Source organism: Synechococcus sp. KORDI-49 (genome assembly GCF_000737575.1).
GTDB lineage: Bacteria > Cyanobacteriota > Cyanobacteriia > PCC-6307 > Cyanobiaceae > Parasynechococcus.
On sequence record NZ_CP006270.1, the window covers coordinates 1,898,852 to 1,920,494 of the forward strand.

Genomic DNA, 21,643 nt, shown 5'->3' on the forward strand with positions numbered 1-21,643 from the left:
ATCTGATGCCATTGTGTGGCCCAGGTTGCGACTGGCGATGCCTTCCTCACGACCGGGACGCCGACAGCGCTGGCGCACGCTGCTGGTGCTGCTGATCGCCACGACGATCTGGGCCCTCCGTTGGCTCTGGCCGCTTCAGATGCTGCCGGGATGGGTGCTGGCCTTGATGTTCGCCTGGGCGGGCATCGAGTTGATCGTGCTCATCTGGAGGCCGCATCGCTGGCGTTGAGGGCGGAGCTGCACCTGTCCCCGGACGACCGGTCCCCTGAAACAACGCCCGTAGCCTGAAGGCCACGATTGAGACTCATGGCTCAAGCCGCTGTCCCGCCCATTGGACCCTCACTGGGTTCTTCGGTTCCCGGGTTCGGGACGGATGGGATTCGAGGCCGGGCTGGCTCGGTGCTCACCCCGGCGTTGTGCCTGCAGGTGGGCTACTGGTTCGGGCGAGCACTGTCCCAGCCAGGGCCTGTGCTGATCGGGATGGACTCGCGCAGCAGTGGCTCGATGGTGGCTTCGGCTCTGACGGCCGGTCTCACAGCGGCTGGTCGGGAGGTGTGGAGCCTGGGCCTCTGTGCCACGCCGGCCGTGCCATTGCTGATCGGTCAGGTCGGCGCTGCCGGCGGTCTGATGGTTTCTGCCAGTCACAATCCCCCGGAGGACAACGGCATCAAGGCCTTCGGTGCGGATGGCGCCAAGCTGGGGAGTGATCTTCAGGCCCGCATCGAAGCCGGTCTCCGCGGTGAAGCAGAGGTGGGTGACTCCGATGGGTCCCGCTGCGGTGCGGCGCATCAGCGTTCCGATCTGCTCAGCTCCTACAGCGAAGCTCTGCTGGCCTCGGTGGGTCCAAAACGGCTCGATGGTGTGCCGATCGTTCTTGATCTCTGCTGGGGTTCTGCGACGGCCTGTGGGGCCGACGTGTTCGAGGCCCTCGGAGCTGATCTGACGGTTCTGCACGGCAAGCCCGACGGAGCTCGCATCAACGTCGCCTGCGGATCAACCCAACTCGATCCTCTGCGGCAGGCAGTGGTCGAACGGGGTGCTGCGATGGGCTTTGCGTTCGATGGAGATGCCGATCGGATGCTGGCGGTGGACGGCCGCGGCCGCGTCGTGGACGGTGATCACGTGTTGTTTCTCTGGGGCTCAGTGCTTCAGCAGCAGCAGACGCTCCCTGATCAGCGTCTCGTGGCGACGGTGATGTCCAACCTCGGTTTCGAGCGGGCGTGGCAGCAACGCGGAGGTCTGCTGGATCGCACTCCCGTGGGTGATCAGCACGTGCACGCTGCGATGGTCGCCAGTGGTGCAGCCCTTGGCGGAGAGCAATCCGGCCATATCCTCTCGGCATCCCATGGGCTCTGCGGGGATGGTGTGCTGACGGCCCTGCAGTTGGCCACGCTCTGTCACGCCCAGGGGATCAGTCTTTGCGACTGGCTGGATCGGAGCTTCCAGGCCTTCCCGCAGAAATTGGTGAATGTGCGGGTTCCGGATCGCAGCCGTCGCAAGGGCTGGGCCAGTTGCCCTCCCTTGAGTGATGCGGTCCGCTCTGCGGAGGAGGCCATGGGAGACGAGGGGCGAGTGCTGGTGCGTGCCAGTGGAACGGAACCGGTGCTGAGGGTGATGGTGGAGGCTGCCGATCAGCGGATGGTCGAATCCTGGACGACCCATCTGGCTGCCGTCGCGGATCGGCATCTCAACGCTGCCTGAGGTCGCGGGCCAGGGTCAGGGCTCCATCGCAGGCGTCTCCGGAGGCAGCACTCCATCGAGCCTGAGGAAGTTGATGGCTCAGGACTTCCTCGATCATCCGGCGATAGCCCTGCAGATGCTCGATTGCACCCCCACGGGCGGCGAGCTGGGGAGCGGCAAGCTCGAGTCGGCCTCCAACCGTGATGACGCACTCGGTGAGGGCATGAGCCGAGCGTCGCAGGATGTGGGATGCCTCCACGAGTCCTTCCTCGGCTGCTGTCACCACCAGAGGAGCCAGAGCGGCAAAGCCGGCAGCCCCGAAATCCGGATTCACCACCATGGCTTTGACCTGGGCACTGCTGTGGCAGTGCATGGCTTTCCAGAGCCGCTGCCGCAAGGGGTGGTCCGGCAGACGGCCGTCCGCCATGCGAAGGCTGAGCTGCAGACCCTGATGGCCGAGATCAAAGGCGGCCCCGGCACCATCCAGCAGCCAACCCCAGCCACCGCTGCGAGCTTCCTCTCCCCTGGCATTGCGTCCGATGCAGATCATGCCGGTGCCACTGATCAGCACGATTCCCGGACTGTCCGGGAAGGCCCCGTGCAACGCCGTGCGCTCATCACCTGTCGCCAGCACATGGTCTGGTGGCATCAACAGCTCCTGTGCGACTAGGTCGCCGGCCCGGTGCTGAAGCTCCGTTCCCTGCTCGATCCCACTGGCACCGATCACGGCGGCATCGAGCTCCAGCGCATCCCTCTGGCCAAGCGCGGCCTTGAGACTGCTGCCCACGGCCGCCCGGAAACGGGCGGCACCGTCGGGGGCGTCAAGGTGACACACGCCGGAACCCTGGCCTTCGCAAACGGTCATCCAGCCGTCAGCTGTCCAGCGGCTGATCCGGCAGCGGGTTCGGGTCTGTCCGGCGTCGAATCCTGCAAACAGCATCATGCTTCGCTCGGTTGGGCGGCCAGGGTGGCCAGGCAGAACCATCCGATCAGCTGCACCTCAGGACGGAAGAAGATCGTGTCGGTGATTCCCTGGGTGAGCAGTCCGGTGATGGCGGCCAGGCTGGCCAGAGCGGCACCGGCAGCCGGTTGCGGCAGGGTCAGACCTCGGAGCCCGCGTTGCAGTGCGCTCCAGAGCAGTCCGAGTCCGGCGATCAATCCCGGCAGGCCCATCTCCACCAGCAGCTCAAGCGGCACCGAATAGGCGCTCAGGGCGTTGAATTTCGGCTGCTGATACAGCGGGTAGACGCTGTTGAAGGCTGCATTCCCCGGACCGATTCCCAGCCAGGGTCGATCCTGGATCATGTCGATCGCCGCCAGCCAGACGTTGATCCGGAAGTTGTTGGAGCTGTCTCCGCGACCGGCCAGAAGGCTGGCGACCCTGGTTCGGATCGGCTCGAGCTTGGTGGCGGCCACGGTCAGCAGGGCTGCAGCCAGCAACAGCACGGCGAGGGGGAGGAGGCGGCGCCAGATGGGTGGCCAGTGGCGTGTGGTGCGAAGGATCAGCAGAAGCATCAACGTCGCCAGCCCGGCGAGCATGCCGATCCAACCGCCCCGGCTGTAGGTCCAGACGGTCGCGGCCACCCCGAGAATCAGCGTTGTGCCGGCGAACAGTCGGCTGCCGATTCCCTTCCAGCGCAACAGGGCGACAGCTGCCAGGGGCAGCAGGGGCAGCAGATACCCCGCCAGCAGGTTCGGATTGCCGAGTGGGCCGTAGATCCGGATGGTTCCAGTGCTGATCGAGTTCGGATCCGCCCAGCGGGCCAGTTCCTCGGTGGAGGCATACAGCTGCCTCAAGGCCAAGACACTGCTCAGCAATCCACCACTGAGCAGTCCCGCCAGCAGGCGATCCCACCAGGAGGGATTGCATGCAAGCAGTTTGCGGATCAGGGCATAGACGCTCAGGTAGCTGAGCAGTTTCAGCAATCCCTTCGCCGCGGCCATGGGGACGGGTGAGAACCCCGTGGTCAGAACGGCGATCCCGAGAATCAGCAGCAGCCAGCCACTGATGGCTCCGATCTCCTCCGGCGGGCTGCAGAGAGACCACAACAGCCAGAGCAGCGCCACGGCAGCGATCACCATGGACAGGCCCCCTCGCGTGAACAGGGGCAGGCCCGTGAGCAGCAGCACCAGCACACCGCCGCTCAGCCATTCCAGCCGCAGCAGAACGAGGTCTGCCGGACGGAGCAGACCCTGCCAGCGCAGCAACAGCGGTTCAGCCATCGTTCAGGGGGCCATGCCGGCGTCTTCCGCGGGATTATCAATCTCCTGCCAGCGGCTTTCCAGCACATCGCGATCGGGTAAGGGGTCTTTGTTGCGTCGGTACAGCACCCGATACACCGGCATCGCCTGCGCGAGCACGTAGCGCTCCCGTTCCGTAGGCACCGGCAATGGGTTGTCCTTTCGCCAGGGGCGCTGGTCCTGCTCCGGACGCTCAAAACAGCCGCAGAGTTCTGTCAGGGCCACCATCGGTTCGATCACGGCCAGCACGTCGCTCTGCAGGAACAGCTCTCGGCCGGGTTGCAGGGCTGCCGCCATGGCGAGCAGCAAGGCGGGCTGCAGGACACGACGCTTGCGGTGGCGTCGCTTGAACCAGGGATCGGGAAACTGGATGGATACCCGTTGGAGGCGATCGTCCGGCAGCGCCGCCATCCACGCCTCGAGGCTGATGTTGGCATTGCAGAACAGCACGCGCACGTTGCCGTGCTCGCTGGCCATCGCGTCGCGATCGGCAGAGACCACAAGGGGGCGGCGGATCTCCACACCCAGATGATTCCAGTCGGGCTTCAGCTCCGCTAACCCCAGCAGGCAGCGACCCCGCGCGCAGCCGATGTCGAGATGGATCGGCAGGTCCGGATTGCGGAACAGCTCCTGCGGCGGAGGCAGCTGCAGCGGCAGCTGGAAAAAGCGGCTGAGGGGATTGACGTGCTGGCGCAACGGTTCAGAGGGTCAGTCGTCAGTCGGGGAGGGGATCTGTCGCAGCAGTCCCCAGCAGGCGGTGTAGCCATGCAGATGCGTGGCTCCGGCCACAGGGCCGATCTCTCCATTGCAGAAGGCACCTGCCACAGGCAGCCCGGGCATCACCGTTCTGGCCAGAGACACATCTCCATCGGCTTCCCCGAACAACCCCTTGCCTCGACCCAGGCAGGCCATCAACAGACCGAAGTGGGCCTGAGTCCCCTCGCGATCCTGGCCGGCGGCCTCGCGCAGCAGCATCAGCGCATCCTGTCTCGAGGCCTCCGCTTCCCGCAGCTGAAACTGCACGTTTTGCCCCGGTCTCACCTTGTCGGCCACAGCCACGGCTCCGTTGCTGGGATCGACACCGATCAGGTTGCGCACCAGGAAGGCACCTCCGTCCCGGCGCGTGCCATCGGCCATCAGCTGCAGATCACGCCTCTCGATACCCAGAAACAGCGAGTGACGGACGAGATCGCGCTCCTGATCGGTGAGATCCGCCAGAACCTCCTGAAGACAGGCCACCGGACTTCCCCGCCGCTCACCGTGACTGAGTTCAAGCAGCACGTTGCGCTGAACCTGTTCGATCGCGAACACGGGCCCGATCGGTCGGCATCCCTGGGCCACCACGGTGTCCAGCATCCAGTCGCCACCGATCGAACAGACCACAGCTCCCGTCAACACCTGATCGTTGAGAAACAGTGATCCGTGAGGAGCGTTGTGGGGGCAGGCGATGCCGCCGATCTTGCCGGCGGCGGGGTAGGCGTAATCCAGTCCGCTGATCAGGTCGTTGATGTTTGTGCTGGTGGGATCGATCAGCACGATCTGGCTGCGGCAGCGCGTTGGCTCGATTCCGGTCCATTCCTGCCACGACTGGGCGGAACCATCCAGATCAGGGAGATTGTCGGTCGTCAGTGCAGAGGCCTGCAGCTCGACTCCTGGCAGGCCGAGCAGCGTCACGCTCAGAGCGGCGGTCTGTTCCAGTTCCGACGCGGTTCCGCCCGCGGTCGTTCCGATCACACCCCCACCGGCGCATCCAATCCAGAGACGCGCCTTCAGACGGCTGCGCAGCATCGGGAGAAGTCGCGGCAGGTCGCTGGCGTAGCCGACCGACGCGAAGACAAGTGCCAGATCCGCATCACCCCGACGGCCGAGCTGGTCAGTGACGTCCTGAACGGCCTCATCGAGCGAAGCTCTGTTGGACAGAGCTGTTCGGCAGGTGGGCTTGGCGGAGGCAGCCCGGAACCAGTCGAGGGGTGAGAACGTCGCCATGGACCGGACCCTATCAACCCTGATGGTCGGTAGGGCCATCGATAATGACGCGACTTCGACTCCGCGCAGTGAACGAGCTGTCCTATCGAACGCTGGTGTGGCTCACCTACCGCCTTGCGGCCACGTTCGCGCTCGGGTTGCCTCTGGTGCTGCTGGTCTGGTCCGCTCTGCGGCGCGAAGCATCCCTTGTGCGGTTGCTGACTCTGTACTGGAAAGTGGCCAGCCTGATGGGGATCAGCATGCTGCTGCTGACGGATCAGCGGCCCCTGGGATACCTCACGGCTGTGATCGCTCCCCTGCTGATGGCCGTCTCCGTCTGGTTCTGGGTGGATCTCAACGAAGAACTGGAGGATCTTCCCCTCTGGCGTCCTCTGCCTCTGACGGTGCGACTCTGGCGCTGGGCCCTGAGTGGATTTGCCATCGTGAGTGTCGCGATGACCACGACCGCACTGGGGTGCATGCAGCAGGGCGGAAGCGCTGATTGTCTGGCCTGGCAAGAGGCTCCAAAGGGGGTTCACAGCGTGGTGGAGACCGTGTTCGACTTCGTGTTCGGGGGGCAGTGGACCGAGGCGGTGGCTGCCTTCATCGGGTACGTGGCGCTGGTGGCGTACCTGGCCGGTCTGCTGCAGTGGCTGCTGGTCCGTCTGCCCCGCCAGGGGCGGGTGGCGGGGGGCTTCTGAGCGATGACGGTTGAGATGCTGGTTCGTGCGATCGAGGAGCGCAGCCGAAACCACCCCGACCGTGTCGTGCGTCTGCTGGGATCGGTGGGGGACGAGCCCCTTGAACTGCTGATCTTTCGCGGCTTCAGCAGCAGCACTACCCACCCCACGGCCTTTGACCCCGACACCTCCGTGTTGCCGGAAGGAACACGGCTTGATCGGGCGGACCTGCTGCAAGGACCCCTGAATCCCTCCAGCGAGACGCTGCTCGTCGGAGGGATATCTCCGGAGGATCTGCTGGCTCAGGCCAGCTGGTGAGTCCGCCGCTCCAGAACCTCCACGCAGCGGCCGCAGAGGTGGGGATGCTCGGGATGCCTTCCGACATCCCCTTCGTAGTGCCAGCAGCGTTCACACTTGGTGCCGCGCGCCCGTGACACCTCGATCAGGGCGATCGGGTCGTCCTGACTGGCCAGCAGCTCGGCCCAGGGTTCACCCCCCAGCTGCAGCTGGGAGACCAGCAGCCAGTCGCGCAGACCATCCACGTGCACATCTCCCTGCCTGTCGAGCCAGCTGAGAGCCGACTGGAGTCCGGGGCTTCGGGCTTCGATGCGCACGGCTGCTTCCAGGGAAGCGCCCAGTTCCTGCCGGCTGCGGCAGTCTTCCAGCACCCTGTTCACTGCGGTTCTCAGCTCCCTCAACTGCTGGACCGGCTCCACCACGCTCAGGTCGCGCCACTCCTGCGGAACGTCCGGCCAGCCCCGGAGAAACACCGAGTTCTCCTCCACCGGATACGGCAGGTTCTGCCAGATGTCTTCCGCCATGTGGCAGAGCACCGGGGCGATCAGACCGGCCAGTCGTTCGATGATCAACGCCATCACGGTCTGACAGCTGCGCCGGCGCCGGTCGGCCGGGGCGCTGACATACAGCCTGTCCTTGGCGATGTCGAGGTAGAAGTTCGAGAGGTCGGTGACGCAGAAGTTCTGCAGCAGCTGGAAGAACCGGAAGAATTCGAAGCTCTCGAAGGCTGCGGTGATCTCATCCATCACCTCGGCGCTGCGCTGCAGCATCCAGCGATCGAGCAGGGGCAGGTCTGCCACGGGGATGGCGTCGCTTGCCGGATCGAAATCGTGCAGGTTGCCCAGCAGATAACGGCTGGTGTTGCGCACCTTGCGGTAGACGTCGGCCAGCTGCCGCAGGATGCCGGCTCCGATGGGCACATCGGCGGAGTAGTCGACTGAGCTCACCCACAGCCGCAGCACATCGGCGCCGTAGGCAGGCTCCTGTTTCTGGTTCTTGCCGCCCTCGATGATCACCATCGGGTCGACCACATTGCCGAGCGATTTGCTCATCTTTCGCCCCTTTTCATCCAGAGCGAAGCCATGGGTGAGCACCCGCTTGTAAGGGGCATGACCGTTGACGGCCACGGAGGTGAGCAGGGAGCTCTGGAACCAGCCGCGGTGCTGGTCGGTGCCTTCGAGATAGAGGTCGGCGGGATAGCTGAGGTTGTCTCTCTGGCTGGAGACGGCGGCCCAGCTCGAGCCGGAATCGAACCAGACATCCATGGTGTCGGTGCCTTTGCGCCACTGGTCGGCCTGGTCGGCATAGGCCGGAGGCAGCAGATCGGCTTCGTCTTTTTCCCACCAGACGTCGGCGCCGTGCTCGCCGATCAGGCTCTCGATGTGAGAGAGGGTGTCGGCGTTGAGCAGCACCTCTCCGCTGCTGCGGTGGTAGAAGACCGGGATCGGCACGCCCCAGGTGCGCTGGCGCGAGATGCACCAGTCGCCCCGTTCCTTCACCATCGCCTCGATGCGGTTGCGTCCCGATGCGGGGGTCCACTGCACGTCATCGATGGCGTCCAGAGCCTGCTGGCGGAAGCCGTCCACTGAGGCGAACCACTGCTCCGTGGCCCGGAAGATCGTTGGTTTCTTGGTGCGCCAGTCGTAGGGATAGCGGTGGCCGTAGGCCTCCTGCTTCAGCAGCGCTCCAGCGGCATCCAGGGCTTCGATGATCGCCGGGTTGGCGTCCCTGAGAACGTTCAGCCCAGCAAAGGGGCCCGCCTCTGCGGTGAGGGTGCCGCCTTCATCCACCGGACAGAGCACGGGGAGACCGTTCTTCTGGCCGGTGTGGAAGTCGTCGACGCCATGGCCTGGAGCCGTGTGCACCAGACCCGTTCCGGATTCCGTGGTGATGTACTCACCCCCGATCACCACCGGACTGGTGCGGTCCAGCAAGGGATGGCGATACATCAGTCCTGCCAGCAGGGCTCCCTTCACCGTCAGCTTGCGGCTGAGGGGCAGTCCCAGGGTGGCCGTGAGTGGTTCGATCAGATCCGAAGCCACCAGCAGCATCCGGCCGGTGCCGTCGTCGGCGAGGGCGTAATCGAGCCGTTCGTTCACCGAGACCGCCAGGTTGGCCGGCAGGGTCCAGGGGGTGGTGGTCCAGATCGCGACCTGAAGGGCGTTCCCGAGGCTGGTGTCGTCGTCGGGCAGGCTGATGCCCTCGGCGTTGATGGCCTCCCGCAGAGCAGTCGGCAGTTGCACGGCCGGGAAAGCGACGAAGACGCTGGGGCTGGTGTGACCGTCGGGATACTCCAGCTCGGCTTCGGCCAGGGCCGTGCGTGAACTTGGACTCCAGTGCACCGGCTTGAGCCCTCGGTAGATGTGGCCCTTGAGAACCATCTCGCCGAACACCCGGATCTGGGCGGCCTCGTACTCCTTCTGCAGCGTCAGGTAGGGATGATCCCAGTCGGCCCAGATTCCCCAGCGCTGGAACCCCTTCATCTGGCCTTCGACCTGCTTGCGGGCATAGGCCGCGGCTTTCTTGCGCAACTTGATCGGTGTCAGGGCCTGGCGCTGCTCTTGATCCATCGACTGCAGAACCTTCAGCTCGATCGGCAGACCGTGGCAGTCCCAGCCCGGCACGAAGCGAACCCGGCGTCCGCGCAGAACCTGATACTTGTTGATGACGTCCTTGAGCACCTTGTTCAAGGCATGGCCCATGTGCAGGGCGCCATTGGCGTAAGGAGGTCCGTCGTGCAGGGTGAACACCGCACCGCTGTTCTCCAGACCGAGGCTCAGATCAATTCCCTGTTCGGCCCAGAACCCCTGCAGCTCCGGTTCTCGCTGAATGGCATTGGCACGCATGCCGAACCCGGTCTGCAGCAGGTTGAGCGTGTCCTTGTAGGAGGGACGTCCCTCGGCGGCGTCGCGCGACTCCTTGCTCACGGGAATTTCCAGCTCCAGTGGGGATTATCAGCCCTCGGCATCGTCGGGTGCTGAGCTGGGCTCGGTATCCGGCTCAGGGGTCGCCGGGTCGCCATCGGCACGGATCCATCGCTTCCCGGACACGCCGGACTTGCCGCTGGGTTTCAGTTGCCTGGCCAGGCCTCCCAGCCCTTCGCCGAGGCTGCCGAAGGCGGCGCCCAGTTGTTGCAGTCCTGCCAGCCAGTGGTCCGGGGAACTCAGGCGCTCCTGCTCTTCAGCACTCAGGGCCCGCCAGCGGCTTTGCCCCACTTCCGCACTGAGGCGGCTGACCAGGAGGCCACCGCAGAGCACCGCCAGCATCGGGGCGCCGCGCAACCGGTCGCTGCTGGTCACCAGCACCAGACCCAGCAGCAGGATCACAGCCCCCCACACCCCATCCCGGGGTCGGCTCAGTTCCACCGCCAGGAGTGGCAGCAGCAGCAGGGCAAGACCGAACAGCAGACAGACATCGCCACTGAGGGTCGCAAGCATCGGTCACGCCAGGTCGATGCCTTCATTGTGGATCGCTCTCTAGAGTCGGGTCAGGCCCACCTGGCGGAATTGGTAGACGCGCTGGTTTTAGGTACCAGTGGCCCAGGTCGTGGGGGTTCAAGTCCCCCGGTGGGCATTCCTTTCCCTACCTTGGTTGCGGACCGTTTCAGCTTTGGTGCCAGATCTCCGGATGAACCAGAGCCCGGCTCATCGACAGCAGTTCCGTCAGGTCCGGTCGGGGTATCGATCGGTTCCGCGGGAGTTCGTTGATCCCCCATCCGTGTGGAATCCCACCGTGGCGTTGTTTCTGGGTGGTTATCTCCTGGCGATGTTCACCATCTGGGGATGGTTCGTCGGCGGACTGCCTCTGCCCGTTCTCCTCTGCACAGGGTTTCTCGCCCTGCACCTCGAAGGGACGGTGATTCATGACGCCTGCCACAACGCAGCGCATCCCAACCGGTGGGTCAATCAGGCGATGGGCCACGGTTCGGCCCTTCTGCTCGGGTTCAGCTTCCCGGTGTTCACCAGGGTCCACCTGGAACACCATTCCCACGTCAATGATCCCAAGAACGATCCGGATCACATCGTGAGCACCTTCGGCCCCCTCTGGCTGATTGCTCCAAGATTTTTCTATCACGAGTGGTTTTTCTTTCAGCGTCGTCTCTGGAAACGCTGGGAACTGCTGCAGTGGGGATTCGAGCGCAGCGTCTTCGCTGTGATCGTGATCGCTGCCGCACGATTTGATTTCCTTCCGTTCATCTTCAACTGCTGGTTCGCACCGGCTCTCATGGTCGGAGTCACCCTCGGACTCTTCTTTGACTACCTTCCACACCGGCCATTCACCTCCCGCAACCGATGGACCAACGCCCGGATCTATCCAGGGCGCGTGATGAACTGGCTGATCATGGGCCAGAACTATCACCTCGTTCATCACCTCTGGCCTTCGATTCCCTGGTTTGAATACAAGCCCGCCTACGAGGCCACCAAACCGCTTCTGGATTCCAAAGGGTCACCGCAGCGTCTCGGTATCTTCGAAACCCGCCGCGATGGCTACAACTTTCTCTACGACATTCTTGTCGGCGTCCGCAGTCACAAGTCTCGCCGCGGAAAAATGCGACGGGTTGCCAGATTCATGCCGACAGGTGCGATTCAGAGACGATGGTTGGAATTCGTCGACTCCATAGCGATCAAGACGGAGCCGAGACGTCCGCTCGGTCACTGATCATTCAGCCAGAATTCTCGGAACCCGGAAGAAATCTCCCTCGCGCTGGGGGGCCTGATTGAGAATCTCATCCCGCACAGGAGTTGGTGTGACCCTGTCTTCACGCGTCACGTTGGTGACCTCCACCGCACGTGTGGTTTCGGGAACGCCTTCGGTGTCGATGCTCTCGAGCTGACTGACGTACTCGAGGATTGATTCAAGCTGAGTGGTGTACGTGGCGACTTTCTCGTCAGGAAGGTCGAGGCGCGCCAGCTTGGCCACCTTGCGCACGTCGTCGGCGGAGATCCGGCTCATGCCTCGCTCAGGAAACTGCGCAGATCCTCGCTCAATGCCGAAGCGGCTGTCTCCAGCAGGGCGACCCCATGGTCTGGAGTGGCCAGGAAGGGGTGGGACCCCATGCGTCCGTCCGGATGCCTGCGGCGGAAATCCTCCGGGCTGTGGATCGGTCCGGCGGGGGCCGGGTCCGGGAGATCGCGCTGCTTGCTCTGCAGGCTGGGCTCCACAGCGAGCGTGACGGCGATCTCGCTTGGGGTGGCGTGATGTCCCTCCTTGTTGCCGTAGAGCTCGCGGGCCTGTCGCATCACCGGTCCTGCCATGAACCAGTTGGACAGACGACAGCGCAGTTTCGGAGCCACCGGCAGGTCCCGGCTGGCGGCCGTGCCGTGGGCCTGAGCGAAAGCGGCCTTTGTGGTGGCGATGTTGCCGCCATGGCCGTTGATCACGAACACCCTTTCGAAGCCGTGCCGCGCCAGCGAGAGCACCAGATCCTGCATCACCGCGAGAAGCGTGGCCGGTTGGAGACTCATCGTTCCGGCGAAGCCGAGATGGTGCTCAGCCATCCCGAAAGCCTGGGCCGGTGTCACCAGCACTCCCGTGCGGCGGCCCACCTCCAGGGCGATCGCTTCGGCCGTGAGCGCATCGGTGCCGATCGCACCGGTGGGGCCGTGTTGTTCGGTGGACCCCAGCGGGATGATCACCCCCTTGCAGGTCTGCAGATAGCTCTCCACCTCGGGCCAGCTGCGCAGGGCAAGACGGATCGATTCGGTGGTCTGGGCGGTGCCGGGCAGGCTTGCAGTCATGCTCAGTGGGCGGTGCCGTTGCCGTCGTACTGGTCGGTGTTGTAGTAGCCGCCACGGGTTCCGAAGAACAGGGTTGCGAGCGGGAACAGAACCACACTGCCCAACAGCACAGTGCCCAGGTTGAAGCCGGAAAGCGCGATGTCCATGGCGATCGGTGCAATGGCATCAGCTTGGCGGCAACGGCGCTTCGCTGCAGCGTTCAGCATTGGTCCGCGGTCAGTTCACGCCCGTCGCCGGGTACCTCCAGCCAGCGCCGCAGCCACCCCGTCAACCAGATGAACGGCAGGGTGTCGGCCAAGGCAGCCAGCAGTTTGAACAGGTAGCCGCTGGCGATGAAGCTGCCCAGCTGCGGCAACACAGGCTCTCCGGGACGCACCGGCAGCACGTGAGCTCCGTAGTGGCTGATCAACACCACAGCGCTGGTGTCCACCAGCTGGCTCACCAGGGTGGAGCCGTTGTTCCGCAACCAGAGGGCTCGGCCGTTTGTGAGTTGCTTCCAGAAGTGAAACAGCCGCACATCCACGAACTGGGCGGTGAGATAGGCCACCATCGAGGCTCCGATGGATCCGAAGCTCAGGGCCTGGATGGTGCGGAAGGTCGTCTCGGATGTGCCCGGCATCGCCGGCAGCAGTCCACCCAGCCACAGGATCAGCAGCACCCAGCCATTGAGAAGCAGACCCACCCACACCACCTGATTCGCTTTCTGCTCCCCCCAGAGCTCACTGATCAGATCGGTGCAGAGAAAGGTGATCGGGTACGGCAGGGCGCCGACGGCCACAACGATCGGCCAGTTGCCGATGCTGCCGAACTGCAGAAATCGCGTCAGCCCCAGGATGTTGAGCATGCCGAGCGTTCCGAGGAACAACCCCGCCAGCACCAGGAACACCCCGTCACGGCGGGCCTGGAGGCTGCTGCTCATGGCGGCGTCCCGGTGGGGTCGTCACCACCCTGACTCTGTGTCGTCGGCCTGTCATCCGCATGCATGCGATTCCCCTTGCGTTCTTTGCCCGTCCTGCTCAAGAGGTGGGGCCGGAGCTGATCGGTTGCCGTCTGGTGAAACGTCTGCCCAATGGCGAGCTGCTCTGGGGGGTGATTGTCGAAACGGAGGCGTATTCGCAGGACGAACCCGCCTGTCATGGCCATCGACGACGCTCACCCCAGAACGAAACGCTGTTCGGAGCGCCTGGACGCTTCTATGTGTATGTGAGCTACGGCATTCATCACTGCGTGAATGTGGTCACGGACCGCCAGGACTGGGCCAATGGGGTGCTCCTCCGCGCCGTGGCGGTTCCCGGGGAGCCGGAACGGGTTGCCGCGGGGCCTGGTCTGCTGGCCCGCCGCTTCGGCATCGACCGTGGTCATGACAGCCGGCCGGTGACCGGACAACATGACGTGTGGCTGGCCCAGCGGCCGGCATCCCTCGCCAGTCCGACCCTTGTGACCACAACGCGCATCGGCATCTCTCAGGGCGAGCAGCTGCCGCTGCGCTGGTATCTGCAGGCCAGTCGAAGCGTCAGTCGCCGGGCCAAGGGAGATCGCACACCAGCGAGGGGCCTGGCCTGGTTCCCCGATGAGGAGTACGGCCGATGAGCGGTTGGCACCATCGACACATCCTTGATCTGGCGGCGTTCTCACGGGAGGACTACGCGGCTGTGCTGGAACTGGCCCATCGCTTTCGATCGCTGCCGGTCACCGGTGCGCGTCGCCTGCCGGCCCTTCAGGGACGCCTCGTGGCCACCTTGTTCTTCGAACCGAGCACGCGGACCCGCAGCAGCTTTGAGCTGGCCGCCAAGCGGCTTTCAGCGGATGTGCAGAGCTTCTCGCCTTCCAGCAGTTCCCTCAGCAAGGGAGAGAGCGTGCTGGACACGGCGCGGACCTATGTGGCGATGGGGGCGGATGTTCTTGTGGTGCGCCATCGCTCGACCGGGGTGCCGAGGCAGCTCGCCAGGGATCTCGAGCTGGCCGGTGAACGCACCGTTGTGCTCAACGGTGGTGATGGTCTGCACAGCCATCCAAGCCAGGGGCTGCTCGACCTCTACACCCTGGCGCGCCACTTCGATCCCAGGCACCCCATGCCTGAAGCGCTGCAGGGCAAGCGAATCCTGATCGTCGGAGACATCCTCCATTCGAGGGTGGCCCGCTCCAACCTCTGGGCTCTCACCGCCTGCGGCGCGGATGTGGTGCTCTGCGGCCCGGCCAGCCTGTTGCCGGATGCCTTTGCGGATTTCGTGAAGGCTCCGCCACCGGGTCAGAGCGTGGACCCTGTTCCCCAGCGGGGCAGCATCCGGGTGGAACGTCGTCTGGAACGGGCTCTCGAGGGGGTGGATGCCGTGATGACGCTGCGCCTCCAGAAGGAGCGCATGGGCCAACAGCTGCTCACCACCCTTGAGCGCTATCACCGCGATTACGGCCTCAGCCACGAGAGGTTGTCCCAGTGCGGACAGACCGTGCCGGTGCTGCATCCCGGGCCGGTCAACCGGGGTGTGGAGATGACCGGCGCTCTGCTGGATGATCCGGCGCTGTGTCGGGTTGAGGAACAGGTGCGGAACGGCGTGCCGATCCGCATGGCTCTCCTCTACTTGATGGCCGCTGCCGAATCGGCATCAGAACCTTCACTGGTGTCCATCAGCTCCTGAGTCTGTGGATGCCCCGTCATCTGGTGGGAGTAGTAGTCCATGGCCGCCTTGAGAGCGGCATCCGGCTCGGCGATCGACACCCCTTCACCGGCCTGCATCGGGAAGTGGGCGTCCACGGCATCGAGGGCCATGTGCTGGCTGGGCATGCCGGTGAGCAGGATGGAAGCGCGCTGCTGGGTGAGCAGGGCGAAGATCCATTTGATCGACAGGGAGATGCGGTTCTCCCATTCGGGGATCAGCACCAGGTGCACGAACGCCCAGAGGATCCAGCCGATGCCGTCGGCGAAGCGCAGGCCCCGAAGATCAGCGACTGCACTGGCTCGGTCGAGCACGGCCATGCTGCCGAAATCGAAGTACTGAAAGGTCGGTCTGGGTCTTTCGGCGACGATCGCGGCGATATCCCTGCCGATGTAGGTGCCGGCCTGTTTGGCGGGAGACGCCATGCCGGGCAGAGGCTTGCCGTCGGTGGTGTGGCTGTAGCTGCTGAGGTCACCCGCGACACGGATCTCGGGATGGTCCGGGATTGAGAAATCGTGCTGAACGATCACCCGTCCGCCCCGGTCCACTTCGCAGCCGGTGGCTTCGGCGAGTTTCTTGCCGAGGTGGGATGCGCGCACCCCCGCGGTCCAGATCACGGTTGCGGCCTGGATGCGGACATCACCGTTCGGGGTGCCCACGATCAGCTCGCCCGGGCGCATGGTCTGCACACGGCCCTTGGGCAGGAACTCGATGCCGTCGTTCTTGAGCGATCGCAGCGCTGCCTCCGACAGCATCTCTGGCATGGCCCTCAGAACCCGGTCGCCGGGATCGACCAGAACGATCCGGGTCTTCTTCGGATCGAGCTGTTTGAAAGCGTTCTTGAGAGCCCACTTCATCAACTCTGAGACCGCACCGGCCATTTCGCAGCCGCTGGGACCGGCCCCGACGATCACCACGGTCTGCAGGAACTGACGCGCATCGGGATCCGGGGTCTGTTCCGCCTGTTCCATGGCCATCAGAAGCCGTCGACGGATTTCCTCGGCGTGTTCGAGGATCTTCATCGGCGGCGCGAAGGTGCGCCATTCGTCGTGACCGAAGAAGGTGCTGCCGGAACCGGTGGCCAGCACAAGGTGGTCGTAGCTGTAGGCCTTGCCGTTGAAGACGATCTGCTTGCCTTCCGGGTAGACGTTGGTCACCTCCCCGAGGAGCACCTGAACGTTGCGCTGCTTGCCGACCAGTTCTCTCAGTGGGGTGGCGATGTCACCGCGGGAGACGAGCCCGGTGGACACCTGATAGAGCAGGGGTTGGAACAGGTTGAAGTTGCGCTTGTCGATCAGGGTGATGCGCACATCGGCCTTGGCCAGAGCCTTGCAGGCGTGCACCCCGGCAAAGCCGCCGCCCACGATCACCACATGGGGGGCATGACGGAGGCGTTCTTCTGGGGGCTCCAGCTCCAGGAAAAAATGATCGCCGGCCATGAGGCTTCCGAACAGATTTATCCGAAGGCTATGAAGCGTGTCCTGTTTTGTCGGTGTCGGCGAACCACCTCGTTCAGATCAGCTTGAAGGCCTCGAGGAACAGGCCGTAAAGCAGGCCGATCCGGCTCATGTCCAGGATCTGGAACAGCACTGGAGAGCGTTCTCCGGGCTGGGCCGGTCGTCGCAGACGCACGGTGAATTCGGTGCCGATCACCACCAGCAGTGCCGCAACCGGGTCGATCTGACCAAGCGCGCCGGACACCGTGGTGATGGCTGTTCCCAACAGGAAGCCGATCAGGAGGCCGATCAACCGGAGTGACAGACGCCGCCAGGGGTTGCCCGCCCAACGCTCCAGGCGACGGTTGGCCTGGCCGAGGTTGGATTGGAGCCGAGTGGACTGGAGACGGGAGATCATCGTCTCGGAGTGCTGGAAAAGAGGCAGGGATGGATTCCGGTGATCCCCATCACCCGACCAGCGGACCCTGCCGAACTCTGTCTACACCACAGATAGGGTTTGTGCCGGCATCATCCGCTACTGATAGGGGATTCCAATAAAAAAGCCCGGGAGGATCCCGAGCCGGGTGATGGGGACTGGCGCAGCAAAGCTTGTCCGCATTGGTTTGGCAAGCCGCCTGTCAGGGCTCAGCTGCTCTCCGCCTTGGCCTTGCGGGATGACTTGCCTTCGAGCAGCTCCAGAAGGGCCTCCATCTGGGCCATCACCCCTCGGACTTCGCCTGCTTCCGGAAGCAGACCGTCCTCCATGACGCCCTGATGCATCTCACGGAGCTCCTGACGGATGTAACGCAGGTGGCTGACGACCTGCTCACGCTTCGACTGCGACATCGACAACAGGAAATTTCACTCTTCCCTTTTACCGCATTGTGTGTCAAGGGCGGCTCTGATCCGCCTGACTGATCCCCGCGGCAAAGGCCAACAGTGCATAGGTGATCAGTGCCACAGGACGCACCAGAACGCTGATCAGAACGAGTGTCGACACCCCCGTCAGCACCAGGGGGCGCCGACTTCTCCAGCAGGTGTGGAAAACCGCAGTGGAGAATAGGGGATTCGAACCCCTGACCTCTGCGGTGCGATCGCAGCGCTCTACCAACTGAGCTAATTCCCCGCCACGTCAAGCTAGCCGCAGGACTCTGGGCCACACTTGGCGATGAGCTTCCCATCGCAGCGATGCAGTCCGTTTCCGCCGGCGCAACGATCACGCCTGAACGACTTGCCTCCTTCGATGAGGTCTCCGTTGCGGAGCTTGCGCGACGTCTGGATGAGGACGACTACTCCACGCCGTTCGATGGGCTGTCCGATTGGCATCTGCTGCGGGCGTTGGCCATCCACCGTCCTGATCTGACGGCTCCCTACGTGCATCTGGTTGACCAGGAACCTTTTGATGAGGACTGAGCAGCCGTCTGATCCGCTGCAGGGTCGTCGGCTGCTGGTGGCCGCCAGCGGCAGCATCGCGGCCGTCAAGACTCCGCTGCTAGTCAGCGCGCTGGTGAAGTCGGGTGCCGAGGTCCGCTGTCTGGTCACGCCCAGTGCTGCGGAACTGGTCAGTCCGGTTGCTTTGGCGAGTCTCAGTCGTCACCGCTGTTATCAGGATGGAGACGAGTGGAGCCCGAGCTGCAGCAGGCCACTGCACATCGAGCTGGCGGAGTGGGCGGAGCTGGTGCTGGTGGCACCGCTCAGCGCCTCCACGCTGGCTCGCTGGACCCAGGGCCTCGCAGATGGCCTGCTGGCCAGCCTCCTGCTGGCCTGCGAGTGCCCGGTTCTGGCCGCTGCCGCGATGAACACGGCCATGTGGAGGCATCCTGCGGTTCAGGGGAACTGGCAGACGTTGCACGGCTTCCCGAATGTGATGCCCCTGCAGCCCTCAGCCGGTCTGCTGGCCTGCGATCGGATCGGTGACGGGCGCATGGCGGATCCGCAGCTGATCGAACTCGCAGCCGCCTCACTGTTGAACGGCGAAGGCCAGGGGGCGATCGTGCGTCGCGACTGGCAGGGGCGGCGTCTGCTCGTGACGGCTGGAGCCACCGAGGAGCGCATTGATGCAGCCCGGCTGCTCAGCAACCGCAGCAGCGGTCGCATGGGTGTTCTGCTGGCTCAGGCAGCCCGGATGCGCGGCGCCGATGTGGATCTCATCCATGGCCCGCTGCAGGTTCCTGCTGCCTGGCTGGAGGGGTTGAACGCCCATCCGATTTCCTCGTCCCAGGATCTTGAGCGGGAGTTGGTTCGCCACCAGCCCGCTGCCGATGCGGTGGCGATGCTGGCCGCGGTCGCTGATCTGCGTCGCCGCGATGGTGGGCTCGCGGAGAAACCCGCCAAACAGGAGCTCCTCGGCCTGATGCAGGCGGGTTGGCAGGAGGTTCCGGATCTCCTGCGTGGCCTGGTGCTACGTCGTCCACCGGGGCAGAGGCTGTTGGGCTTCGCGGCGCTCACCGGATCTGATGAAGAGCTGCTCAGTCGTGGGGAGGAGAAGCGCATCAACAAAGGGTGCGATCTTCTGTTCGTCAACCCGATCGACAGGCCCGACCAGGGATTCTCCGTTGAACGGAACGGTGGCTGGTTGCTCGGAGGCGGAGCGGCTGAGCACCTGCCGGTTCGCTCGAAGCTCGCCCTCGCCCATGACCTGCTGGATCGCCTGCTGGCACTGAAGCCCCGTCTCGAGGCGCGTCCGACAAGTTGTTGAGAGCTGCAAAAGGCCAGCCTGGCAGTCGATTTCAGCCTTGTAGGATCCGCCAATCTCGGTCTGATCAGTCGATCAGCCGAACCTCAGCGTTCTCCAGCCGACCGGCTTCTCCCATGCGCATCCGTCCTTTGCTGGCCGTCGTGCTGGCGCTCTGCCTCACCTTCTTCACCACGGCCTGCAGTGGTGACAGTGAAGCTGTCCAGCGTGGCGCGTCCAACGTCACCTACGACGACATCCACAACACGGGCAAAGCCAACGATTGCCCCACGATCGGTGATTCCGCCCGTGGTTCGATTCCACTCAACGTGGGTGGCAGCTACGAACTGCGCGATGTCTGCATGCATCCCGTTCAGGTGTATGCGAAGGAGGAGCCCAAGAACATCCGCCAACAGGCTGAGTTCGTTGAAGGCAAGATCCTCACGCGCTACACCTCCAGCCTGGATGAGGTCTTCGGCGATCTCACCGTGACCGAAGCCGGACTGGAATTCCAGGAGAAAGGTGGCATCGACTTCCAGCCGATCACCGTCCTGGTGCCGGGCGGCGAGGAGTTTCCCTTCACCTTCTCCAGCAAGTCCCTGAAGGCCACCGCGGACGGCGCGGCCCTGACCACCAGCACGGACTTCGAGGGCAACTACCGCACCCCCAGCTACCGCACCAGCAACTTCATCGATCCCAAGGGCCGGGCCCTCACCACAGGCGTGCAGTACGCCCAGGGTCTGGTGGCCCTGGGAGGTGATGACGAGCAGTTGGAGAAGGACAACAACAAGCGCTACATCGATGGTGTTGGCACCATGAGCCTCTCGATCACGAAGGTTGATCCTGAGACAGGCGAATTCGCCGGCGTTTTCAGTGCCATTCAGCCTTCGGACTCCGATATGGGAGGCCGTGAAGTGGTGGACATCAAGATCACCGGAGATCTTTACGGCCGTCTCGAAGAGTCCTGATCGCCTTTCGACCCGTCCATTCACTGTGAAGGGGCCTTCGGGCCCTTTTTTTGTGTTCATCGCAGCCGTCTGGGAGAATCTCGCCGATTCGGACCCTCACTCATGACAGCCAGCGCTTCTGCAGCCGCCCAGCGATCCGGCGTGATCGCTCCCTACGGCGGTTCGTTGGTGGATCTGATGGTGCCGGAATCGGATCGTGCTGCGATCCGTGCATCGGCCGGCAAGACCCTGGAATGCTCCGATCGCAATGCCTGTGATGTCGAGCTGCTCACGGTCGGTGGGTTCTCCCCCCTGCGCGGCTTCATGCATCAGGAGGATTACGACGCGGTGGTCGCCGGACACCGGACGGCAGCAGGTCAGCTGTTCGGCCTGCCGATCGTGATGGACACCGATCGCGAGGACGTGGTGGTCGGCGACAAGGTTCTGCTCACCTACAAAGGGCAGGAGCTTGCTGTTCTCCATGTGGAGGACAAGTGGGAGCCGAACAAGGTTGTGGAGGCCAAGGGCTGTTACGGCACCACGTCGATCGAGCACCCTGCGGTTCGCATGATCAGCATGGAGCGCAAGCGCTTCTACCTGGGCGGCAGCCTCAAGGGTCTGGAGCTTCCCCAGCGCGTGTTCCCGTGCAAGACCCCGGCCGAGGTGCGGGCTGACCTGCCCGATGGTGAGGACGTGGTGGCCTTCCAGTGCCGCAACCCGATCCACCGTGCGCACTACGAACTGTTCACGCGGGCGCTGCATGCCCAGAACGTGAGCGAGAACGCTGTGGTGCTGGTGCACCCCACCTGCGGACCCACCCAGCAGGACGACATCCCCGGTGCTGTGCGCTTCCAGACCTACGAGCGTCTGGCTGCCGAAGTGAACAACGACCGGATCCGCTGGGCCTACCTGCCCTATGCCATGCACATGGCCGGCCCGAGGGAGGCCCTGCAGCACATGATCATCCGCCGCAACTACGGCTGCACCCACTTCATCATCGGCCGCGACATGGCCGGCTGTAAGTCCTCCCTGAGTGGTGACGACTTCTACGGCCCCTACGACGCCCAGAACTTCGCCAAGGAGTGCGCTCCAGAGCTCACCATGGAGACCGTGCCCTCCCTGAACCTCGTCTACACCGAAGAAGAGGGATACGTCACCGCTGAGCACGCGGAGGCCCGGGGACTGCATGTGAAGAAGCTGAGCGGAACCCAGTTCCGCAAGATGCTGCGCGGCGGCGAGGAAATCCCTGAGTGGTTCGCCTTCAAGAGCGTGGTTGAGGTGCTTCGGTCGGCCTGAGCTCTCATAGACCCGTTAACATTCCTTCACTGAGC

24 protein-coding genes and 2 tRNA genes are annotated in these 21,643 nt (G+C 64.2%); 12 read left to right on the forward strand and 14 right to left on the reverse strand.

Annotated elements, in window-relative coordinates:
• Nucleotides 1-37: 37 nt before the first annotated feature.
• On the forward strand, nucleotides 38-229 hold the full coding sequence (locus KR49_RS09565; protein WP_043694625.1) for a hypothetical protein: 192 nt from the start codon (nucleotides 38-40) through the stop codon (nucleotides 227-229).
• Nucleotides 230-306: 77 nt separating this feature from the next.
• A complete protein-coding gene (glmM, locus tag KR49_RS09570) occupies nucleotides 307-1,701 on the forward strand; it encodes a phosphoglucosamine mutase (protein ID WP_043694628.1) in 1,395 nt (464 codons plus the stop codon).
• Here the strand turns inward: glmM and KR49_RS09575 are convergent.
• Genes KR49_RS09575 through KR49_RS09590 form a run of 4 tightly spaced genes read right to left on the reverse strand, consistent with a single transcriptional unit; the run spans nucleotide 1,688 to nucleotide 5,907 of the window.
• Nucleotides 1,688-2,620, reverse strand: coding sequence for a BadF/BadG/BcrA/BcrD ATPase family protein (locus KR49_RS09575; RefSeq protein ID WP_084188139.1), 933 nt, complete (start codon nucleotides 2,618-2,620; stop codon nucleotides 1,688-1,690). The genes glmM and KR49_RS09575 overlap by 14 nt on opposite strands.
• Complete coding sequence (locus tag KR49_RS09580) at nucleotides 2,620-3,903, reverse strand: IctB family putative bicarbonate transporter (protein ID WP_043694632.1); 1,284 nt, start codon at nucleotides 3,901-3,903, stop codon at nucleotides 2,620-2,622. Before KR49_RS09580 ends, KR49_RS09575 begins: the two co-directional genes overlap by 1 nt.
• 3 nt (nucleotides 3,904-3,906) lie before the next feature.
• A complete protein-coding gene (trmB, locus tag KR49_RS09585; protein ID WP_043694635.1) occupies nucleotides 3,907-4,617 on the reverse strand; it encodes a tRNA (guanosine(46)-N7)-methyltransferase TrmB in 711 nt (236 codons plus the stop codon).
• Nucleotides 4,618-4,629: 12 nt separating this feature from the next.
• Complete coding sequence (locus KR49_RS09590; RefSeq protein WP_043694638.1) at nucleotides 4,630-5,907, reverse strand: FIST N-terminal domain-containing protein; 1,278 nt, start codon at nucleotides 5,905-5,907, stop codon at nucleotides 4,630-4,632.
• A gap of 68 nt (nucleotides 5,908-5,975) precedes the next feature.
• Here KR49_RS09590 and KR49_RS09595 point away from each other — a divergent pair, with 68 nt between their 5' ends.
• Both KR49_RS09595 and KR49_RS09600 read left to right on the forward strand, forming a co-directional pair.
• Nucleotides 5,976-6,587: a DUF3177 family protein gene (locus KR49_RS09595; protein ID WP_043694641.1), complete on the forward strand. Its 612-nt coding sequence runs from the start codon at nucleotides 5,976-5,978 to the stop codon at nucleotides 6,585-6,587.
• Nucleotides 6,588-6,590: 3 nt separating this feature from the next.
• A complete protein-coding gene (locus KR49_RS09600; protein ID WP_043694644.1) occupies nucleotides 6,591-6,884 on the forward strand; it encodes a hypothetical protein in 294 nt (97 codons plus the stop codon).
• Here KR49_RS09600 and ileS read toward each other — a convergent pair.
• Together ileS and KR49_RS09610 are read right to left on the reverse strand one after the other, a co-directional pair.
• The gene (gene ileS, locus KR49_RS09605; RefSeq protein WP_043694646.1) at nucleotides 6,869-9,790 is read right to left on the reverse strand and encodes an isoleucine--tRNA ligase; all 2,922 of its coding nucleotides are present in this window, start codon (nucleotides 9,788-9,790) and stop codon (nucleotides 6,869-6,871) included. The genes KR49_RS09600 and ileS overlap by 16 nt on opposite strands.
• 27 nt (nucleotides 9,791-9,817) lie before the next feature.
• Nucleotides 9,818-10,300 (reverse strand): Ycf66 family protein, encoded by a 483-nt coding sequence (locus KR49_RS09610; RefSeq protein ID WP_043694650.1) that lies wholly within the window; start codon nucleotides 10,298-10,300, stop codon nucleotides 9,818-9,820.
• Nucleotides 10,301-10,354: 54 nt separating this feature from the next.
• Between KR49_RS09610 and KR49_RS09615 the strand changes: the two genes are divergently transcribed.
• Nucleotides 10,355-10,436: transfer RNA gene (locus tag KR49_RS09615), tRNA-Leu, on the forward strand.
• Between the two features lie 54 nt (nucleotides 10,437-10,490).
• Nucleotides 10,491-11,522 (forward strand): beta-carotene hydroxylase, encoded by a 1,032-nt coding sequence (gene crtR / locus KR49_RS09620; RefSeq protein WP_043694653.1) that lies wholly within the window; start codon nucleotides 10,491-10,493, stop codon nucleotides 11,520-11,522.
• Here crtR and gatC read toward each other — a convergent pair whose 3' ends face one another.
• The 4 genes from gatC to KR49_RS09640 are packed head-to-tail and all read right to left on the reverse strand — an operon-like array spanning nucleotide 11,523 to nucleotide 13,520.
• A complete protein-coding gene (gene gatC, locus KR49_RS09625; RefSeq protein WP_043694658.1) occupies nucleotides 11,523-11,816 on the reverse strand; it encodes an Asp-tRNA(Asn)/Glu-tRNA(Gln) amidotransferase subunit GatC in 294 nt (97 codons plus the stop codon). It lies immediately after the preceding gene.
• Nucleotides 11,813-12,601, reverse strand: a complete 789-nt coding sequence (locus tag KR49_RS09630; protein ID WP_043694661.1) for a creatininase family protein — start codon at nucleotides 12,599-12,601, stop codon at nucleotides 11,813-11,815. The genes gatC and KR49_RS09630 overlap by 4 nt, the downstream gene beginning before the upstream one ends.
• Nucleotides 12,602-12,603: 2 nt before the next feature.
• Nucleotides 12,604-12,807 carry a hypothetical protein gene (locus tag KR49_RS09635; RefSeq protein ID WP_043694665.1) on the reverse strand — a complete coding sequence of 68 codons (204 nt, stop codon included), beginning with the start codon at nucleotides 12,805-12,807 and terminating at the stop codon, nucleotides 12,604-12,606.
• The gene (locus KR49_RS09640) at nucleotides 12,801-13,520 is read right to left on the reverse strand and encodes a queuosine precursor transporter (RefSeq protein ID WP_084188023.1); all 720 of its coding nucleotides are present in this window, start codon (nucleotides 13,518-13,520) and stop codon (nucleotides 12,801-12,803) included. The genes KR49_RS09635 and KR49_RS09640 overlap by 7 nt, the downstream gene beginning before the upstream one ends.
• 59 nt (nucleotides 13,521-13,579) lie before the next feature.
• On the opposite strand from KR49_RS09640, the gene KR49_RS09645 reads away from it, so the two are divergent.
• Together KR49_RS09645 and KR49_RS09650 are read left to right on the forward strand one after the other, a co-directional pair.
• Nucleotides 13,580-14,191, forward strand: coding sequence for a DNA-3-methyladenine glycosylase (locus KR49_RS09645; protein WP_043694669.1), 612 nt, complete (start codon nucleotides 13,580-13,582; stop codon nucleotides 14,189-14,191).
• Complete coding sequence (locus tag KR49_RS09650; RefSeq protein ID WP_043694672.1) at nucleotides 14,188-15,237, forward strand: aspartate carbamoyltransferase catalytic subunit; 1,050 nt, start codon at nucleotides 14,188-14,190, stop codon at nucleotides 15,235-15,237. Before KR49_RS09645 ends, KR49_RS09650 begins: the two co-directional genes overlap by 4 nt.
• Here the strand turns inward: KR49_RS09650 and KR49_RS09655 are convergent.
• The 4 genes from KR49_RS09655 to KR49_RS09670 form a co-directional block, all read right to left on the reverse strand.
• The gene (locus KR49_RS09655) at nucleotides 15,177-16,694 is read right to left on the reverse strand and encodes an NAD(P)/FAD-dependent oxidoreductase (RefSeq protein ID WP_043694675.1); all 1,518 of its coding nucleotides are present in this window, start codon (nucleotides 16,692-16,694) and stop codon (nucleotides 15,177-15,179) included. The genes KR49_RS09650 and KR49_RS09655 overlap by 61 nt on opposite strands.
• Before the next feature lie 73 nt (nucleotides 16,695-16,767).
• Nucleotides 16,768-17,109, reverse strand: a complete 342-nt coding sequence (locus KR49_RS09660) for a DUF565 domain-containing protein (RefSeq protein WP_043694679.1) — start codon at nucleotides 17,107-17,109, stop codon at nucleotides 16,768-16,770.
• 227 nt (nucleotides 17,110-17,336) lie between these two features.
• Entirely contained in the window at nucleotides 17,337-17,537 is a 201-nt protein-coding gene (locus KR49_RS09665) for a hypothetical protein (protein ID WP_028953540.1), read from the reverse strand.
• A 207-nt stretch (nucleotides 17,538-17,744) separates the two neighbouring features.
• A tRNA-Ala gene (locus tag KR49_RS09670) sits at nucleotides 17,745-17,817 on the reverse strand.
• A 62-nt stretch (nucleotides 17,818-17,879) separates the two neighbouring features.
• Between KR49_RS09670 and KR49_RS09675 the strand changes: the two genes are divergently transcribed.
• From KR49_RS09675 to sat, 4 genes are all read left to right on the forward strand, one after another.
• Nucleotides 17,880-18,104 carry a DUF2555 domain-containing protein gene (locus KR49_RS09675; protein WP_043694684.1) on the forward strand — a complete coding sequence of 75 codons (225 nt, stop codon included), beginning with the start codon at nucleotides 17,880-17,882 and terminating at the stop codon, nucleotides 18,102-18,104.
• Nucleotides 18,094-19,389 (forward strand): bifunctional phosphopantothenoylcysteine decarboxylase/phosphopantothenate--cysteine ligase CoaBC, encoded by a 1,296-nt coding sequence (gene coaBC / locus KR49_RS09680; RefSeq protein ID WP_043694687.1) that lies wholly within the window; start codon nucleotides 18,094-18,096, stop codon nucleotides 19,387-19,389. Before KR49_RS09675 ends, coaBC begins: the two co-directional genes overlap by 11 nt.
• A 113-nt stretch (nucleotides 19,390-19,502) precedes the next feature.
• Nucleotides 19,503-20,333, forward strand: coding sequence for a photosystem II manganese-stabilizing polypeptide (locus KR49_RS09685; protein WP_043694690.1), 831 nt, complete (start codon nucleotides 19,503-19,505; stop codon nucleotides 20,331-20,333).
• Between the two features lie 102 nt (nucleotides 20,334-20,435).
• Nucleotides 20,436-21,608 (forward strand): sulfate adenylyltransferase, encoded by a 1,173-nt coding sequence (gene sat / locus KR49_RS09690; RefSeq protein WP_043694693.1) that lies wholly within the window; start codon nucleotides 20,436-20,438, stop codon nucleotides 21,606-21,608.
• The last annotated feature ends 35 nt before the right edge of the window (nucleotides 21,609-21,643 follow it).

Bases quoted from the DNA above. Each gene is read 5' to 3' on its own strand.
- KR49_RS09630 (WP_043694661.1), bottom strand. From the start codon at position 12,601: ATGACTGCAAGCCTGCCCGGCACCGCCCAGACCACCGAATCGATCCGT.
- KR49_RS09590 (WP_043694638.1), bottom strand. From the start codon at position 5,907: ATGGCGACGTTCTCACCCCTCGACTGGTTCCGGGCTGCCTCCGCCAAG.
- KR49_RS09635 (WP_043694665.1), bottom strand. From the start codon at position 12,807: ATGCTGAACGCTGCAGCGAAGCGCCGTTGCCGCCAAGCTGATGCCATT.
- crtR (WP_043694653.1), top strand. From the start codon at position 10,491: ATGAACCAGAGCCCGGCTCATCGACAGCAGTTCCGTCAGGTCCGGTCG.
- KR49_RS09645 (WP_043694669.1), top strand. From the start codon at position 13,580: ATGCATGCGATTCCCCTTGCGTTCTTTGCCCGTCCTGCTCAAGAGGTG.
- KR49_RS09665 (WP_028953540.1), bottom strand. From the start codon at position 17,537: ATGTCGCAGTCGAAGCGTGAGCAGGTCGTCAGCCACCTGCGTTACATC.
- KR49_RS09575 (WP_084188139.1), bottom strand. From the start codon at position 2,620: ATGCTGTTTGCAGGATTCGACGCCGGACAGACCCGAACCCGCTGCCGG.
- KR49_RS09600 (WP_043694644.1), top strand. From the start codon at position 6,591: ATGACGGTTGAGATGCTGGTTCGTGCGATCGAGGAGCGCAGCCGAAAC.
- KR49_RS09640 (WP_084188023.1), bottom strand. From the start codon at position 13,520: ATGAGCAGCAGCCTCCAGGCCCGCCGTGACGGGGTGTTCCTGGTGCTG.
- glmM (WP_043694628.1), top strand. From the start codon at position 307: ATGGCTCAAGCCGCTGTCCCGCCCATTGGACCCTCACTGGGTTCTTCG.
- KR49_RS09610 (WP_043694650.1), bottom strand. From the start codon at position 10,300: ATGCTTGCGACCCTCAGTGGCGATGTCTGTCTGCTGTTCGGTCTTGCC.
- KR49_RS09660 (WP_043694679.1), bottom strand. From the start codon at position 17,109: ATGATCTCCCGTCTCCAGTCCACTCGGCTCCAATCCAACCTCGGCCAG.
- KR49_RS09655 (WP_043694675.1), bottom strand. From the start codon at position 16,694: ATGGCCGGCGATCATTTTTTCCTGGAGCTGGAGCCCCCAGAAGAACGC.
- KR49_RS09685 (WP_043694690.1), top strand. From the start codon at position 19,503: ATGCGCATCCGTCCTTTGCTGGCCGTCGTGCTGGCGCTCTGCCTCACC.
- KR49_RS09565 (WP_043694625.1), top strand. From the start codon at position 38: ATGCCTTCCTCACGACCGGGACGCCGACAGCGCTGGCGCACGCTGCTG.
- KR49_RS09675 (WP_043694684.1), top strand. From the start codon at position 17,880: ATGCAGTCCGTTTCCGCCGGCGCAACGATCACGCCTGAACGACTTGCC.
- coaBC (WP_043694687.1), top strand. From the start codon at position 18,094: ATGAGGACTGAGCAGCCGTCTGATCCGCTGCAGGGTCGTCGGCTGCTG.
- sat (WP_043694693.1), top strand. From the start codon at position 20,436: ATGACAGCCAGCGCTTCTGCAGCCGCCCAGCGATCCGGCGTGATCGCT.
- KR49_RS09650 (WP_043694672.1), top strand. From the start codon at position 14,188: ATGAGCGGTTGGCACCATCGACACATCCTTGATCTGGCGGCGTTCTCA.
- gatC (WP_043694658.1), bottom strand. From the start codon at position 11,816: ATGAGCCGGATCTCCGCCGACGACGTGCGCAAGGTGGCCAAGCTGGCG.
- KR49_RS09580 (WP_043694632.1), bottom strand. From the start codon at position 3,903: ATGGCTGAACCGCTGTTGCTGCGCTGGCAGGGTCTGCTCCGTCCGGCA.